The sequence below is a fragment of the Pantoea eucrina genome (assembly GCF_020079945.1).
GTDB lineage: Bacteria > Pseudomonadota > Gammaproteobacteria > Enterobacterales > Enterobacteriaceae > Pantoea > Pantoea eucrina.
Genome location: NZ_CP083448.1, coordinates 2,567,368 through 2,584,152, shown reverse-complemented (window position 1 = coordinate 2,584,152; position 16,785 = coordinate 2,567,368). Strand labels below are relative to the sequence as shown.

Sequence of the window (16,785 nt, the reverse complement as noted above, 5' to 3'; positions counted from 1 at the left end):
CCTCATCTTAATCTCCAGTAGCATTTTGACCTGTAACGGGAGGAATTATGCGTCTGGATCGTCTTACCAACAAATTCCAGCTAGCCCTTGCTGATGCCCAGTCCCTGGCTCTGGGACAGGATAACCAGTTTATTGAACCGCTTCATGTGATGAGCGCACTGCTCAATCAGGAAGGGGGATCGGTGCGTCCGCTGCTTAGCGCAGCAGGAGCCGATGTCGCTACTCTGCGTAGCAGTATTGAACAGGCAATCAATCGTCTGCCCCAGGTCGAAGGCACCGAGGGGGATGTACAGCCCTCAGCCGATCTGGTGCGGGTGCTGAACCTGTGTGACAAGCTGGCGCAAAAGCGCGGCGATAACTTTATCTCATCTGAATTATTTGTTCTGGCGGCTCTGGATTCACGCGGTTCACTGGCGGATCTGCTTAAAGCTGCCGGCGTGACGTCTGACAAACTCGCGAACGCTATCGAACAATTGCGCGGAGGCGAAAACGTGAACGACCAGGGAGCTGAAGATCAGCGCCAGGCACTGAAGAAATATACCATCGATCTCACCGAGCGCGCCGAACGTGGCAAGCTGGACCCGGTAATCGGACGCGATGAAGAGATCCGCCGTACCATCCAGGTGCTGCAGCGCCGTACCAAGAATAACCCGGTATTGATTGGTGAACCCGGTGTGGGTAAAACCGCCATTGTTGAAGGGCTGGCTCAGCGCATTATCAATGGTGAAGTGCCTGAAGGCCTGAAAGGTCGTCGTGTGCTGGCGCTGGATATGGGGGCGCTGGTGGCGGGAGCCAAATACCGTGGTGAGTTTGAGGAGCGCCTGAAAGGCGTGTTGAACGATCTCGCGAAGCAGGAAGGCAACGTCATTCTGTTTATCGATGAGCTGCACACTATGGTAGGCGCAGGCAAAGCTGATGGCGCGATGGACGCAGGAAACATGCTGAAGCCGGCTCTGGCGCGTGGTGAACTGCACTGCGTTGGCGCAACCACGCTCGATGAGTATCGGCAGTATATAGAAAAGGATGCTGCCCTGGAGCGCCGTTTTCAGAAAGTATTTGTAGCAGAGCCCAGCGTCGAAGATACCATCGCTATTCTGCGCGGTCTGAAAGAGCGTTATGAGCTGCATCACCATGTGCAGATCACCGACCCGGCTATTGTGGCAGCTGCAACGTTGTCACATCGCTATATTGCCGACCGGCAGCTGCCAGATAAAGCGATCGACCTGATTGATGAAGCTGCATCCAGTATTCGTCTGCAGATCGATTCTAAACCTGAGCCGCTCGATCGTCTGGAGCGCCGTATCATCCAGTTGAAACTGGAGCAGCAGGCGCTGAAGAAAGAGTCTGACGATGCCAGCGTCAAACGGCTGGAGATGCTGGAGACGGAGCTGAATCAGAAAGAGCGCGAATATGCAGAACTGGAAGAGGAGTGGAAAGCTGAAAAGGCGTCACTCACCGGTACGCAAAATATTAAAGCGGAGCTGGAGCAGGCAAGACTAACGCTGGAACAGGCGCGGCGCACAGGCGATCTGGCGCAAATGTCAGAGCTGCAGTATGGCAAAATTCCGGCGCTGGAAAAGCAGCTGGCGAGTGCCACTCAGGCTGAAGGCAAAATCATGAAGCTGTTACGCAACCGCGTAACGGAGGTTGAGATTGCCGACGTACTGGCGCGCTGGACCGGTATTCCGGTAGCACGCATGATGGAAGGTGAGCGCGACAAACTGCTGCGTATGGAGCAGGAATTACATGCGCGGGTTATCGGCCAGAACGAAGCGGTAGAGGCGGTTTCAAATGCCATCCGTCGCAGCCGGGCGGGCCTGTCCGATCCTAATCGCCCGATTGGTTCATTCCTGTTCCTCGGTCCAACCGGGGTAGGTAAAACTGAGCTATGTAAAGCGCTGGCAAATTTCCTGTTTGACAGCGACGATGCGATGGTGCGAATTGACATGTCTGAGTTTATGGAAAAACATTCGGTTTCGCGGCTGGTGGGTGCACCTCCGGGATATGTCGGCTATGAAGAGGGCGGTTATCTTACTGAAGCGGTACGCCGCCGGCCTTACTCCGTAATCTTACTGGATGAAGTTGAGAAAGCGCATCCGGATGTATTTAACATCCTGCTGCAGGTCCTGGATGATGGACGGCTGACGGATGGTCAGGGGCGTACCGTAGATTTCCGCAACTCAGTGGTGATCATGACGTCGAACCTGGGATCGGATCTAATTCAGGAGCGCTTCGGTGCGCTTGATTACCCGGCTATGAAAGAAACGGTCATGACGGTAGTCGGACACCACTTCCGTCCTGAGTTCATCAACCGTATCGATGAAGTGGTGGTTTTTCATCCGCTGGGAGAGCAGCACATTGCCTCTATTGCGCAGATACAGCTGCAGCGGCTTTATCAGCGTCTGGAAGATCGCGGCTATCAGCTGCACATCTCTGAAGCAGCACTGAAACTGCTTGGTGAGAATGGCTACGATCCGGTTTACGGTGCGCGTCCGCTCAAACGGGCTATCCAGCAGCATATTGAGAACCCGCTGGCGCAGAAGATACTCTCCGGTGCGTTTGTGCCAGGAAAAACCATCGAGATGGATGTGAGCGAAGGCGAAATTGTCGCTCATCAGTAATTGTTGTGCATAAAAACGGGCCTGCGGGCCCGTTTTTTGTTGCTTTAGTATACATCTAAGCTGCTTTTTACAACATATTGCCTGGAAAGTGAGCGCCTGAGTAAAAAAGTTGAAATTAGCACTTGTCACCCGGCGAGAACTCCCTATAATGCGCCACCACTGAGACGGCAAAGCGGCAACGCAGACGGACTCAGCAGGGCGTGAAGCGATTCACCCCGCCGGAGAAAACGCTGAAAAAAGTGGTTGACTCCGGAGGAGGAAAGCGTAATATACGCCACCTCGCAGCAGACGCCTGAGGCGCTGGCTGCACCGCTCTTTAACAATTTATCAGACAATCTGTGTGGGCACTCGCAGGATTGATATCACAAGCCTACGGGCTTTAAAAAATATCAAGTCTTTGCTGAGTGAACACGTAATTCATTACGAAGTTTAATTCACAGAGCACCGCTTAACTTGTTTAAGCAAATCAAACTTAAATTGAAGAGTTTGATCATGGCTCAGATTGAACGCTGGCGGCAGGCCTAACACATGCAAGTCGGACGGTAGCACAGGGGAGCTTGCTCCCCGGGTGACGAGTGGCGGACGGGTGAGTAATGTCTGGGAAACTGCCCGGTGGAGGGGGATAACTACTGGAAACGGTAGCTAATACCGCATAACGTCTTCGGACCAAAGTGGGGGATCTTCGGACCTCACGCCACCGGATGTGCCCAGATGGGATTAGCTAGTAGGTGGGGTAACGGCTCACCTAGGCGACGATCCCTAGCTGGTCTGAGAGGATGACCAGCCACACTGGAACTGAGACACGGTCCAGACTCCTACGGGAGGCAGCAGTGGGGAATATTGCACAATGGGCGCAAGCCTGATGCAGCCATGCCGCGTGTATGAAGAAGGCCTTCGGGTTGTAAAGTACTTTCAGCGGGGAGGAAGGCGGTGAGGTTAATAACCTCGCCGATTGACGTTACCCGCAGAAGAAGCACCGGCTAACTCCGTGCCAGCAGCCGCGGTAATACGGAGGGTGCAAGCGTTAATCGGAATTACTGGGCGTAAAGCGCACGCAGGCGGTCTGTTAAGTCAGATGTGAAATCCCCGGGCTTAACCTGGGAACTGCATTTGAAACTGGCAGGCTTGAGTCTCGTAGAGGGGGGTAGAATTCCAGGTGTAGCGGTGAAATGCGTAGAGATCTGGAGGAATACCGGTGGCGAAGGCGGCCCCCTGGACGAAGACTGACGCTCAGGTGCGAAAGCGTGGGGAGCAAACAGGATTAGATACCCTGGTAGTCCACGCCGTAAACGATGTCGACTTGGAGGCTGTTCCCCTGAGGAGTGGCTTCCGGAGCTAACGCGTTAAGTCGACCGCCTGGGGAGTACGGCCGCAAGGTTAAAACTCAAATGAATTGACGGGGGCCCGCACAAGCGGTGGAGCATGTGGTTTAATTCGATGCAACGCGAAGAACCTTACCTGGCCTTGACATCCAGAGAACTTAGCAGAGATGCTTCGGTGCCTTCGGGAACTCTGAGACAGGTGCTGCATGGCTGTCGTCAGCTCGTGTTGTGAAATGTTGGGTTAAGTCCCGCAACGAGCGCAACCCTTATCCTTTGTTGCCAGCGGGTGATGCCGGGAACTCAAAGGAGACTGCCGGTGATAAACCGGAGGAAGGTGGGGATGACGTCAAGTCATCATGGCCCTTACGGCCAGGGCTACACACGTGCTACAATGGCGCATACAAAGAGAAGCGACCTCGCGAGAGCAAGCGGACCTCATAAAGTGCGTCGTAGTCCGGATCGGAGTCTGCAACTCGACTCCGTGAAGTCGGAATCGCTAGTAATCGTAGATCAGAATGCTACGGTGAATACGTTCCCGGGCCTTGTACACACCGCCCGTCACACCATGGGAGTGGGTTGCAAAAGAAGTAGGTAGCTTAACCTCCGGGAGGGCGCTTACCACTTTGTGATTCATGACTGGGGTGAAGTCGTAACAAGGTAACCGTAGGGGAACCTGCGGTTGGATCACCTCCTTACCTGAAGATACCTTCCCGCGAAGTGCTCACACAGATTGTCTGATAGAAAGTAATGAGCAAGACGGCTGCGAAGTCGCGACACGATGTGTCCCCTTCGTCTAGCGGTTAGGACTCCGCCCTTTCACGGCGGCAACAGGGGTTCGAATCCCCTAGGGGACGCCACTTGCTTGGTGACAGGTGAAAGGTGTCTCCACAGTATCTCAAAACCGGCTTGCGAGTCGCGTTTGAGATATTTGCTCTTTAACAATCCGGAACAAGCTGAAAATTTGAAACGACCGCGTCGTATTCGTTCTCCGTAATAAGAACGATGCGCGATGCGGCCGGGTCTCAAGATTATCGCGATTCACAGCGTTCAAAACGCCTGTGGGTTGTGAGGTTAAGCGACCAAGCGTACACGGTGGATGCCCTGGCAGTCAGAGGCGATGAAGGACGTGCTAATCTGCGAAAAGCGCCGGCAAGGTGATATGAACCGCTACAGCCGGCGATGTCCGAATGGGGAAACCCGGTGCACCCAGTGCATCATCGCAGCATGAATACATAGTGCTGCGAGGCGAACCGGGGGAACTGAAACATCTAAGTACCCCGAGGAAAAGAAATCAACCGAGATTCCCCCAGTAGCGGCGAGCGAACGGGGAGCAGCCCAGAGCCTGAATCAGCTTGTGCGTTAGTGGAAGCGTCTGGAAAGGCGCGCGATACCGGGTGACAGCCCCGTACACGAAAACGCACTTGCTGTGAGCTCGAAGAGTAGGGCGGGACACGTGGTATCCTGTCTGAATATGGGGGGACCATCCTCCAAGGCTAAATACTCCTGACTGACCGATAGTGAACCAGTACCGTGAGGGAAAGGCGAAAAGAACCCCGGCGAGGGGAGTGAAACAGAACCTGAAACCGTGTACGTACAAGCAGTGGGAGCCTTCTTTATGGGGGTGACTGCGTACCTTTTGTATAATGGGTCAGCGACTTATATTCTGTAGCAAGGTTAACCGCATAGGGGAGCCGTAGGGAAACCGAGTCTTAACCGGGCGCTAAGTTGCAGGGTATAGACCCGAAACCCGGTGATCTAGCCATGGGCAGGTTGAAGGTTGGGTAACACTAACTGGAGGACCGAACCGACTAATGTTGAAAAATTAGCGGATGACCTGTGGCTGGGGGTGAAAGGCCAATCAAACCGGGAGATAGCTGGTTCTCCCCGAAAGCTATTTAGGTAGCGCCTCGTGAACTCATCTCCGGGGGTAGAGCACTGTTTCGGCTAGGGGGCCATCCCGGCTTACCAACCCGATGCAAACTGCGAATACCGGAGAATGTTATCACGGGAGACACACGGCGGGTGCTAACGTCCGTCGTGAAGAGGGAAACAACCCAGACCGCCAGCTAAGGTCCCAAAGTCATGGTTAAGTGGGAAACGATGTGGGAAGGCACAGACAGCCAGGATGTTGGCTTAGAAGCAGCCATCATTTAAAGAAAGCGTAATAGCTCACTGGTCGAGTCGGCCTGCGCGGAAGATGTAACGGGGCTAAACCATGCACCGAAGCTGCGGCAGCGACGCTTGCGTCGCTGGGTAGGGGAGCGTTCTGTAAGCCGCAGAAGGTGGCCTGTGAGGGCTGCTGGAGGTATCAGAAGTGCGAATGCTGACATAAGTAACGATAAAGCGGGTGAAAAGCCCGCTCGCCGGAAGACCAAGGGTTCCTGTCCAACGTTAATCGGGGCAGGGTGAGTCGACCCCTAAGGCGAGGCCGAAAGGCGTAGTCGATGGGAAGCAGGTTAATATTCCTGCACTTGGTGTTGCTGCGAAGGGGGGACGGAGAAGGCTAGGTTATCCGGGCGACGGTTGTCCCGGTTTAAGCGTGCAGGTGTGAAGACCAGGCAAATCCGGTCTTCTTTAACACTGAGGCGTGACGACGAGGCTCTACGGAGCCGAAGTAACTGATGCCCTGCTTCCAGGAAAAGCCTCTAAGCTCCAGGCAACACGAAATCGTACCCCAAACCGACACAGGTGGTCAGGTAGAGAATACCAAGGCGCTTGAGAGAACTCGGGTGAAGGAACTAGGCAAAATGGTGCCGTAACTTCGGGAGAAGGCACGCTGGCGCGTAGGTGGAGGGACTTGCTCCCCGAGCCGAGGCCAGTCGAAGATACCAGCTGGCTGCAACTGTTTATTAAAAACACAGCACTGTGCAAACACGAAAGTGGACGTATACGGTGTGACGCCTGCCCGGTGCCGGAAGGTTAATTGATGGGGTTATCCGCAAGGAGAAGCTCTTGATCGAAGCCCCGGTAAACGGCGGCCGTAACTATAACGGTCCTAAGGTAGCGAAATTCCTTGTCGGGTAAGTTCCGACCTGCACGAATGGCGTAATGATGGCCAGGCTGTCTCCACCCGAGACTCAGTGAAATTGAAATCGCTGTGAAGATGCAGTGTACCCGCGGCAAGACGGAAAGACCCCGTGAACCTTTACTACAGCTTGACACTGAACATTGAGCCTTGATGTGTAGGATAGGTGGGAGGCTTTGAAGCGCGGACGCCAGTCCGCGTGGAGCCATCCTTGAAATACCACCCTTTAACGTTTGATGTTCTAACGTGGGCCCGTTATCCGGGCTGCGGACAGTGTCTGGTGGGTAGTTTGACTGGGGCGGTCTCCTCCCAAAGCGTAACGGAGGAGCACGAAGGTTGGCTAATCCTGGTCGGACATCAGGAGGTTAGTGCAATGGCATAAGCCAGCTTGACTGCGAGAGTGACGGCTCGAGCAGGTGCGAAAGCAGGTCATAGTGATCCGGTGGTTCTGAATGGAAGGGCCATCGCTCAACGGATAAAAGGTACTCCGGGGATAACAGGCTGATACCGCCCAAGAGTTCATATCGACGGCGGTGTTTGGCACCTCGATGTCGGCTCATCACATCCTGGGGCTGAAGTAGGTCCCAAGGGTACGGCTGTTCGCCGTTTAAAGTGGTACGCGAGCTGGGTTTAGAACGTCGTGAGACAGTTCGGTCCCTATCTGCCGTGGGCGCTGGAGAATTGAGGGGGGTTGCTCCTAGTACGAGAGGACCGGAGTGAACGCACCGCTGGTGTTCGGGTTGTCACGCCAGTGGCACTGCCCGGTAGCTAAGTGCGGAAAAGATAAGTGCTGAAAGCATCTAAGCACGAAACTTGCCCCGAGATGAGTTCTCCCTGGCTCCCTGAGAGCCCTGAAGGGACGTTGAAGACGACGACGTTGATAGGCCGGGTGTGTAAGCGCAGCGATGCGTTGAGCTAACCGGTACTAATGACCCGTGAGGCTTAACCTTACAACGCCAGAGGCGTTTTGAGAGACCCGATTTTCAGCTTGTTTTGCCGGATAACAGAATTTGCCTGGCGGCCACAGCGCGGCGGTCCCACCTGACCCCATGCCGAACTCAGAAGTGAAACGCCGTAGCGCCGATGGTAGTGTGGGGCCTCCCCATGCGAGAGTAGGGAACTGCCAGGCATCCATCAAGTAAGAGAGCCCTGAACACGCGTTCAGGGCTTTTTTACGTCCGCAGAAAGCTCAGGAATGCGTAAAAGTTAACCTTTTTTCAGCCAGCTGACGATAAAGTCTGCGACGTGATCAGGCTGATTGATATCCAGTAGCGACAGCTGCTCCCTTCATCCTTTACTACCGCTTCTCATTCCAGAGCAGAGCCAATTCCCTTATCGGGCAAACTAATGTTTTACTACCCGCTTCGCGTTTTTTCTTCGCAAGGAAATGAGGTAAAGCATGACCCATCAGGAACATCAAAACAGCAGACCGCCTGTATCAGCAGCAGAGACGCGGCAACGGATCCGGGCAATTGTCGGGGCGTCGTCCGGTAACCTGGTCGAGTGGTTTGACTTTTACGTTTACTCTTTTTTCTCCCTCTATTTTGCTCATGTCTTTTTTCCGGCAGGTGATACCACCACACAGCTTCTGCAAACTGCCGGGGTATTCGCTGCAGGTTTTCTGATGCGGCCGATCGGCGGCTGGCTGTTTGGCTATATTGCCGATAAGCACGGACGTAAAACGTCTATGCTGATCTCGGTCTGCATGATGTGTCTGGGCTCTTTAGTCATTGCGTGTCTGCCAGACTATGGCGAAATTGGCATAGCCGCGCCGGTTATTCTGCTGCTGGCGCGTATGTTTCAGGGGCTGTCAGTGGGTGGCGAGTATGGCACCAGTGCAACCTATATGAGTGAAGTCGCGCTGGAAGGCCGCAAAGGGTTTTATGCTTCTTTTCAGTATGTGACGCTGATTGGCGGCCAGCTGATGGCGGTGTTAACCGTCGTGGTACTGCAGCAGCTACTGGATGATGAGGCGCTGCGCAGCTGGGGCTGGCGCATCCCGTTTTTCATCGGTGCCGGGCTGGCTATCGTCGCACTCTGGCTGCGACGCTCTCTGAATGAAACCTCTGAAAAGTCACATCGCGCGCATCGTGATGCGGGCAGCGTTATCGGGCTGTTGCGCAATCACTCACGCGCATTCTTTATGGTGCTGGGTTTTACCGCCGGCGGCTCGCTGAGTTTCTACACCTTTACCACCTATATGCAGAAGTATCTGGTCAATAGTGCCGGAATGGACGCGCGCAGTGCCAGCGGTCTGATGACGGGGGCGTTACTGGTTTTTATGGTGATCCAGCCTGTTATCGGTGCGCTATCAGATAAAATCGGACGGCGTGCTTCCATGATGATATTTGGCGCGGGTGCCGCAACCTGTACCGTACCTGTTCTGCTGCTGCTGCAGCATACTGAGAGCCACTGGGTCGCATTCCTGCTGGTTATGCTGGCGCTGATTATCACCAGTTTCTACACCGCCATCAGCGGGATCCTTAAAGCCGAGATGTTTCCGCCGGAGGTGCGTGCGCTGGGCGTAGGACTCTCTTATGCGGTAGCCAACGCGATTTTTGGCGGCTCGGCTGAATATGTCGCCCTGCTGATGAAAAGAGAAGGTATCGAAACCAGCTTCTTCTGGTATGTCTCAGCCATGGGCGCGCTCTCTTTCCTGGTCTCACTTATGCTGCATCGTAAGGGAAAAGGAATTGCGCTGTAGTCAGTGACGGATATTCCAGAGCATGATGCCGCTGGCAGCGCCGGCGGCATCCCATGCCAGGTCTTTCCAGCTCCAGCCGCTTCCTGCTGCACGGCTGTCATAGAGCTCTTTTGCCGCGCCAAAACTGAGTGAAAACATCAGGCCAAAAGCCATATTTTGGGCATTATCCTGCTGCTGATGACGGGAGATTTCGCTGCCGGCGGCGGCAAGCAGCGCTGAGGCAACATAGTGCTGCACTTTATCTTTACCGGTCCAGCGATCCTGCGCCTGATGCGCACATCCGCTACACAGCAATGCTATACAGAGGATGTACGCCCGCATGACTTTACAGCAGCCGGCTGATCAACCGATCGATGCGGATGCGCCGCAGTCGACGGATAAGCTTGCGCACTTTGGCAGGGTAGTCAGAGATACTTTCCAGCTCGCGAAAGTGAGTGACCACCGTCGTATGCTCGCGGATTAGCGTCAGCTCTTTCTCGCGCTGTTCCGCCAGCTGATTAAGCGGGTCGTGAATCAATACCGCGTTTTCCAGATCCAGACGCCACGCGCGCGGGTTGAGATTGTTGCCGGTGATCATCATCCACTCATCATCAACCCAGATGCCTTTCAGGTGATAGCTGTTTTCACCATCTTTCCACAGGCGTACCGTCAGCTGACCGTTATCAACATAGTACTGCAGGCGGCTGAGGAAGCGACGCAGGTTGATCTCATAAAGATAGGGCAGGGCGCCGATCACTTTGAAGGGTTCAGACGGCGGAATATAGAAATCGTTCGCCGTCTTATCACCGACAATAATCTCAACATCCTTGCCCTGACGCAGCAGATGGATCAGGTTACGCACCAGAATGGCAGGCAGATTAAAGTAGGGTGTGCAGAGCGTCAGCTTTTGCTCGGCGCAGGGCATCAGATGGAAAATAGTTTTGTTAAGTAAGCTGCGTTTGCCCAGACCCACCAGCGGCGTCACCGCCAGCGTATCGTTGCCGGCATCACCGGTAAAATGATAATGAAAATTGCGCAGCTCGCTGCGAAACTGACGCGTCTCGTTTTTGATTTCCGGGCTGGAAGGGCGCTCAGCCTGATCGAGGCGGTTGACCGCGTCAGACTGTTTCAGGTTTTCATCGATCCACTCATACATCGCATTCGTTAACTGTGGATTACGAATCAGCTGATAGCGATCGTAGCGGTACCGTTCATGCTGATGCAGATAGACATCATTCAGGCTGGCTCCGCTGTAAAGCAGCGTATCGTCGATGATAAAACCTTTGAGATGCAGGACGCCCAGCGCTTCCCGCGTATTAACCGGAATACCATAAACCGGAATAGCAATATCCGGATGCCGGGTAGCCATCTCGCAGTACCAGTCAGCATTGGTCAGGCCACGCGCTGCACCGATACGTCCACGCTGCGCACGATGCCAGTCTACCAGAATGGCGATATCCAGTTCCGGACGAGCCTGACGCGCCGCATACAGCGCCTCCATAATACTGCGGCCGCCATCATCATTTTCCAGATAGAGCGCAGCAATACAGATGCGTTTTTCTGCCGCTGCAATTTTTGCCAGCAGCGTTTCGCGAAACTCAGCGGGCGAAAAAAGCGTGGTCACATCCGACACAGATTGTGACAGTTTAGGCAGCTGTGCGAGGTGTTGTTGGTGTTTATTGCGTTTAAATTTAGACAACATCACAGTGCACTTCTTCTCTGTTCATTTGTATGGCCTTTTGCCATCAAATCATGATCCTAACGTCAAATAATAACATCAACTCACCTGTTGAGGAGGATTTTTACCGTTCTCTACAGGCGGCGTTACGACGTCAATCAACGGTAAATTAAGCGTGACAATGCCATCATCAAGCTGAATATTCACGCGAAAGTTAAGTTTGCGCGCCAGCGTAATCATGCCGCTATTGTGCGGCATGGTTATACCGTTCAATTGTTGCAGACCGTGATCGCGGGTATAGCGAATCATCTTCTCCAGCAGCCGTCGCCCCATACCCAGCCCTTTGAGATCGGAACGAACCAGCACTGAAAACTCCGCATCGACATTATCAGCGTCAGATATCGCGCGGGTAACGCCGATAATCTCCTCTTCAGCGCCTTCCCGCTGGCGTACCGCCACAATCGCCATTTCGCGGTCGTAATCTATCTGCGTCATATTGGCTAAATCATCGTGGGTGAATTCGCTGATTTCACTGAAATAGCGGTAGTAGAGATCCTCTTTAGTCACCTGCGCAATAAAAGCGCGCAGCTGCGGCTCATCCTCAGGCAGGATTGGGCGAAACAGGCAGTGCTGGCCATCTTTCAACTCAACCTGCTCCTCCAGATGCTGTGGGTAAGGGCGGATAACCAGCCGCGCCTCGCTGTCGCCGCTAAAAGGGGCCAGCTGCAGCGTGACGTCAATAAGGGTAAAGGTTTCTGCCGATGCCAGCAGCGGATGAATATCAAGCCGCTGGATCTCCGGACAATCCACCACCAGGTTTGATACCTGTACCAGCAGCTGGCTCAGCCCGGCGATATCGAGCGGATGCAGCGCGCTGCGGCTGCGGATCTTGCCGCTTTTTATCGCCTGAATCACCAGATAGCGCGCCAGCGTCATATTCAGCGGCGGCAGCGCTACGGCGGCCTGCTTATCAGGCTGCCATTCAGCCCCCCCTTCGCCGAGCAGGATAATCGGGCCAAACAGCGGATCCTGGTCTACCACTACGCGCAGCTCCTGAGCGCCAGCCCGGCTGGCCATACTCTGTACCAGCAGGCCATCGACGCGCGCCTGTGGATGCGTGCTGCGCACGCGCTCAAAAATAGCCTGTGCGGCCTGTTTCACCTCGGCAGCGCTGCGCAGATAGAGCATCACACCCTGTACCTCAGATTTATGGGCGATATCGGGCGAGCGCAGTTTGAGGGCGACCGGATAGCCCGTCTGCTCAGCAATAGTGACCGCTTCCTGACTGTCGCTTGCGATCCAGCCGGGCAGCGTTGTCAGACCATAAGCCTGCATAACAGGCTGCACCTCATGGGTATCCAGCGTGGTCACACCGCGGTCAAGTGCCTGCTGCAGCAGCTGATGCGCTTTAGCGCTGTTTTGCTGCAGCCCCGGTGGCAGCGCCGGCGTTTCCCGCAGCTGCTTCTGGTTACGGCGATACTCGACCTGATGCATAAACGCGGTCACGGTGCCTTCCGGGGTGCGCCAGGTCGGAATGCCGGCCTGGGTAAAGGCGCGCCGCGCCGCCTGGGATGAGGATTCACCGCACCAGTTAGTCAGCAGCGTGATCTGCCTGCCGCGCGGATGATGCGCGAGTGCAGCAATAATCTGCTCCGCCGTCTCGGTCGCTGGCGCAACCGCGCTGGGGGAGTGAATAATCATCAGGGCGTCAAAATCATGACTGTCGAGCAGCAGTTCAATGCAGGCAACGTAGCGGGCAGGTGTGGCGTCATCTTTTAAATCCAGCGGGTTTCCCCGGCCAGCGCCCTCCGGCAGTAGTGAGGCTACTCTCTGTCGCATCGCCTCATCCAGCGAAGCCAGCTTACCGCTGCGCGCATAGAGCGCATCCAGCGCCAGAGCAGCCGGCGCAGCGCCGTTGCTGACGATCATCAGGCGCTCGCCGCGCAGCGGACGCATGTGGCTGAGTGATTCAACCGCAGAGAAAAGTTCATGCGTATCCTGCACGCGCAGCAGGCCGGCGCGTTGTATTGCGGCATCCCAGGCGGCATCCAGGCCGCTCAGGGTGCCAATCATCGCCTGCGCCTCCCGGCTGCGTCCGCTTTTGATGACCAGAATAGGCTTATTGCGTGAGGCGCTGCGCGAGGCGGAGACAAAACGCCGGGCATCGCTCAGGTGTTCCAGGTAGAGCAGGATAGCGCTGGTTTTCGGGTCGCGTGCCAGAAAATCGAGCACGTCATCGACATCGATATCGAGGCTGTCGCCCAGCGCGATAAACCAGGAGAAGCCGAGATTCCGCTGCTGCGCCCAGTCGAGGATGGTATTTGAGACCGCGGCAGACTGTGAAACAAAAGCAATACGCCCTTTAGCGATGGGCACCGGCGAGAAGCTGGCATTCAGCCCCTGCCACGGGGCCAGCAGCCCAAGACTGTTAGGGCCGAGCAGGCGAATCTGCCACTGGCTGGCGCAGGTTTTCAGCGTCTCAAGCTGGCTGGCGGGTGAGGAGAGAATAATGCAGGCTCTGCAGCCTTTTTCGCCCAGCTGCTGCAGCAGCTCTGGATTGCGCTTTGCATGGGTGCAGATAATGGCCAGATCGGGAGCAAAAGGCAGACTGGCGATATCGGGCCATGCCAGCACGCCCTGTACCGCCTTATATTTTGGCGTAACCGGCAGCACCGGGCCGCTGAAGCCGCCCGCCAGCAGGTTGCGCATCAGAAAATAGCCGGCACGCCCCGGCGTTACCGAGGCGCCAATTACCGCAATCGATTTAGGTCTTAACAGCGCTTCCAGTCCACGTTGACTCATCATCCACTCCTGCTGTCGGGATTGGCATGATTGTAAACGCTTTTACGGCGAAAACCGATTTGCTGCTGTCAGGCTGCGAGCCAGCTTCAGTTTTCGCTGCTGTTTAACGCCTGCTGCGTATGAACCGGATGATGCGGTTTGCCTGCAAGGTAGGCGTGACGGAACCGTTCAAAGTGCTGCTGCAGGGCGCTGGCGGCCACGCTGTCACCCGCCTGAGCAAGCAGGGCCGCAGCGACCTCTGCCGTGCAGTGCTGTCCTTCGCCGTGCGCCTCCCGCAGGGTGTAGCGCGACGGGGTGTTCACGCTCAGCGACATCACCGGAAAATGGTCCAGCCACGGACTTTTACGAAACATTTTGCGCGCCTCAGACCAGGTGCCATCCAGCATAATAAACAGTGGCGGTTTACCGCTGACCGGCGGCGCAGTCAGCACCTCACGTCTGGGATCGGCATAAGAGGCGGGGAACACCACCACCGGCTGATAGTCGCTGCTCTGCACTGCTGCCAGCAGCGCCGGGTCAGGCTCTGTTCGCGACCAGCCGAAGGCGAGGGTATCCGGCAGCACATCGGCAATCAGGCGTCCGGTATTGCTGGGCTTCATGGGTTCAGTATCGAACATCACCAGGCAGAAGCGGCTGCGCGACTGCTGCGGCTGCAGCGTGGCACACAGGCAGTGCCTGTGCGGCAACAGACAGCGCTGACAGCGCACAACGCGATTACCGCGCGCGAGAAAGGGCCGCGTAGCGCGGGCCAGACGTTGCGCCCGTAAGCGCAGAACAGCATTTTCAGACATAGACAGGCAGGGCAGGAAAAACGTCAGTGTAATAGAAGGGGGAAAGCAAGGCCAGCAATCTGCTGGCCTTCAGTGACTACAGGGTTTCGTCGAGCCACTCATTAAACGGCGTTTTCGGCATCGCGCCATTCAGCATATCGACCATTTCGCCCCGTTTAAAAATCATGATGGTCGGGATCGTGCGGATACGAAAACGCGTGCTGAGCGCCTGCTCAGCTTCCGTATTGACTTTAATAAAACGCACTTTGCCGCTGCGTTCGGCCGCAACTTCTTTAAATACGGGCGCAAAGTTCACGCAGGGGCCGCACCACGGCGCCCAGAAGTCGATCACGACCGGCAGGTCATCCTGCAGATATTTATCCAGCGTAGCGGCCGTGGCATTAACTACCTCGCCGTTGAAAAGCGCTTCGCCGCAGCGACCGCACTTTGCACCGTCGGCCAGACGCGCTTCGGGAACGCGGTTAACTGCCTGACAGCCGGCGCATACAGTATTCATTGTCATCTCAAACCGGTCCTGTAAATCTGATGATAGAGTCGTATTATGAAAAGGCTGGATGCTATGCTCAATCTGGATTACCCAATAGGTTCAATAGTTGATAGCTAAGCGCTGGCACATCAGGTAATCTTCGCGCTCTCAATGCTGGAGGAACAGATGAACGACGAATTTAAAGGCAAAAGCGGCAAGGTAAAAGTGATGTATGTACGTGAAGAGGAGGGCGGCAGTAAGCCAAATCCGCGTACCGGCAAAGGCGGCCGTCCTGCTGCGCGCCAGGAAGATAATCGTCGCTCTGCTCCCCGCAGCAATCGCAACAATGACGAAAGCGATCGCGCGCGCGCGCCACGCAGCGGTGACGATTCCGGTCGCTCACGCAGCCGTGACGACGCTGGCCGCTCACGCGCGCCGCGCAGCAGCGATGATGCCGGACGCGGCCGCCGCACGGATCGTAATGACCGTAGCGAGCGCAGCAGCCGCCCTGAGCGTAACGACCGCGACGATCGCGGCTTCAGTGATTCGCCGTGGCGCACCGTATCCCGCCCGCCGGTTGCTGCTGCTGGCAGCCCGGCGGATGACGCCGCTGACGCGAAGCCGGTAATCGATTCCGAGCAGATCCGCCGTCAGCGTCAGGAAGAGACGCGCGTCTATGGCGAAAACGCCTGTCAGGCGCTCTTCCTGAGCCGTCCGGAGAGCATCGTGCGCGCCTGGTTTGTCCAGAGCGTTACGCCGCGCTTCCGCGAAACACTGCGCTGGCTGGCCGCAAACCGCAAAGCGTATCACGTGGTTGAGGAGGCTGAGCTGGCGAAAGCGTCCGGTACTGAACATCACGGCGGCGTCTGCTTTATTATCAAAAAGCGCAGCGGCATGGCGGTATCAGAGTGGCTGAAAAAGGCAGAGCACAAAGATTGCGTGCTGGCGCTGGAAGATGTGAGCAACCCACATAACCTGGGCGGCATTATGCGCAGCTGCGCGCATTTTGGTGTGAAGGGGCTGCTGGTGAACGACGCGTCGCAGCTGGAGTCGGGTGCCGCCGTACGTACTGCTGAAGGCGGCGCTGAGCACGTACAGGCGATCAACGGCGAAGATTTCGCTGCAAGCCTTGATGCGTTCCGCAAGGCGGGCTACACCATCGTGACCACGTCGAGCCATGAGGGCACGCCGCTGGCGCGCGCCGAACTGCCGGCGAAAATGGTACTGGTGCTGGGTCAGGAGCGGGAAGGGCTTTCAGACAGCACCTTCCGGCAGGGCGAACTCAACCTGTCGATTGGCGGAACCGGCAACGTCGAGAGCCTGAACGTCTCGGTAGCAACCGGTATTCTGCTGGCCGAATGGTGGCGTCAGAACGCATAAAAAAAACGGGCCATAGC

General features: G+C 55.9%; 8 protein-coding genes, 1 tRNA gene and 3 rRNA genes. 7 read left to right on the top strand and 5 right to left on the bottom strand.

Annotated elements, in window-relative coordinates; all coding sequences use genetic code 11:
- Window positions 1-47 precede the first annotated feature (47 nt).
- The 6 genes from clpB (at window position 48) to LAC65_RS12300 (ending at window position 9,672) form a co-directional block, all read left to right on the top strand.
- Complete coding sequence (clpB, locus tag LAC65_RS12325; RefSeq protein WP_039379788.1) at window positions 48-2,621, top strand: ATP-dependent chaperone ClpB; 2,574 nt, start codon at window positions 48-50, stop codon at window positions 2,619-2,621.
- Between the two features lie 474 nt (window positions 2,622-3,095).
- Window positions 3,096-4,638: ribosomal RNA gene (locus LAC65_RS12320) — 16S ribosomal RNA — on the top strand.
- A gap of 87 nt (window positions 4,639-4,725) precedes the next feature.
- Window positions 4,726-4,800 (top strand) — tRNA-Glu (locus LAC65_RS12315).
- 212 nt (window positions 4,801-5,012) lie between these two features.
- Window positions 5,013-7,918 (top strand): 23S ribosomal RNA (locus LAC65_RS12310).
- A 63-nt stretch (window positions 7,919-7,981) separates the two neighbouring features.
- A 5S ribosomal RNA gene (gene rrf / locus LAC65_RS12305) occupies window positions 7,982-8,097 on the top strand.
- Together the 16S, 23S and 5S rRNA genes with 1 tRNA gene alongside form the textbook arrangement of a ribosomal RNA operon.
- A gap of 270 nt (window positions 8,098-8,367) precedes the next feature.
- Window positions 8,368-9,672, top strand: a complete 1,305-nt coding sequence (locus tag LAC65_RS12300) for an MFS family transporter (protein WP_039379786.1) — start codon at window positions 8,368-8,370, stop codon at window positions 9,670-9,672.
- Here the strand turns inward: LAC65_RS12300 and LAC65_RS12295 are convergent, their stop codons facing one another.
- From LAC65_RS12295 to trxC, 5 genes are all read right to left on the bottom strand, one after another.
- Window positions 9,673-9,993: a YfiM family lipoprotein gene (locus LAC65_RS12295; protein WP_039379784.1), complete on the bottom strand. Its 321-nt coding sequence runs from the start codon at window positions 9,991-9,993 to the stop codon at window positions 9,673-9,675.
- A gap of 4 nt (window positions 9,994-9,997) precedes the next feature.
- Entirely contained in the window at window positions 9,998-11,353 is a 1,356-nt protein-coding gene (pssA, locus tag LAC65_RS12290) for a CDP-diacylglycerol--serine O-phosphatidyltransferase (RefSeq protein WP_039379782.1), read from the bottom strand.
- Window positions 11,354-11,428: 75 nt separating this feature from the next.
- Window positions 11,429-14,131 carry a bifunctional acetate--CoA ligase family protein/GNAT family N-acetyltransferase gene (locus LAC65_RS12280; protein WP_224144867.1) on the bottom strand — a complete coding sequence of 901 codons (2,703 nt, stop codon included), beginning with the start codon at window positions 14,129-14,131 and terminating at the stop codon, window positions 11,429-11,431.
- Window positions 14,132-14,217: 86 nt separating this feature from the next.
- Window positions 14,218-14,922: a tRNA-uridine aminocarboxypropyltransferase gene (locus LAC65_RS12275; RefSeq protein WP_039379778.1), complete on the bottom strand. Its 705-nt coding sequence runs from the start codon at window positions 14,920-14,922 to the stop codon at window positions 14,218-14,220.
- 76 nt (window positions 14,923-14,998) lie between these two features.
- Complete coding sequence (gene trxC / locus LAC65_RS12270; RefSeq protein WP_039385620.1) at window positions 14,999-15,418, bottom strand: thioredoxin TrxC; 420 nt, start codon at window positions 15,416-15,418, stop codon at window positions 14,999-15,001.
- Window positions 15,419-15,574: 156 nt separating this feature from the next.
- On the opposite strand from trxC, the gene LAC65_RS12265 reads away from it, so the two are divergent.
- Window positions 15,575-16,768: a tRNA/rRNA methyltransferase gene (locus LAC65_RS12265; RefSeq protein WP_039385619.1), complete on the top strand. Its 1,194-nt coding sequence runs from the start codon at window positions 15,575-15,577 to the stop codon at window positions 16,766-16,768.
- Window positions 16,769-16,785: the final 17 nt, after the last annotated feature.

Bases quoted from the DNA above. Each gene is read 5' to 3' on its own strand.
- clpB (WP_039379788.1), top strand. From the start codon at position 48: ATGCGTCTGGATCGTCTTACCAACAAATTCCAGCTAGCCCTTGCTGAT.
- LAC65_RS12300 (WP_039379786.1), top strand. From the start codon at position 8,368: ATGACCCATCAGGAACATCAAAACAGCAGACCGCCTGTATCAGCAGCA.
- LAC65_RS12295 (WP_039379784.1), bottom strand. From the start codon at position 9,993: ATGCGGGCGTACATCCTCTGTATAGCATTGCTGTGTAGCGGATGTGCG.
- pssA (WP_039379782.1), bottom strand. From the start codon at position 11,353: ATGTTGTCTAAATTTAAACGCAATAAACACCAACAACACCTCGCACAG.
- LAC65_RS12280 (WP_224144867.1), bottom strand. From the start codon at position 14,131: ATGAGTCAACGTGGACTGGAAGCGCTGTTAAGACCTAAATCGATTGCG.
- LAC65_RS12275 (WP_039379778.1), bottom strand. From the start codon at position 14,922: ATGTCTGAAAATGCTGTTCTGCGCTTACGGGCGCAACGTCTGGCCCGC.
- trxC (WP_039385620.1), bottom strand. From the start codon at position 15,418: ATGAATACTGTATGCGCCGGCTGTCAGGCAGTTAACCGCGTTCCCGAA.
- LAC65_RS12265 (WP_039385619.1), top strand. From the start codon at position 15,575: ATGAACGACGAATTTAAAGGCAAAAGCGGCAAGGTAAAAGTGATGTAT.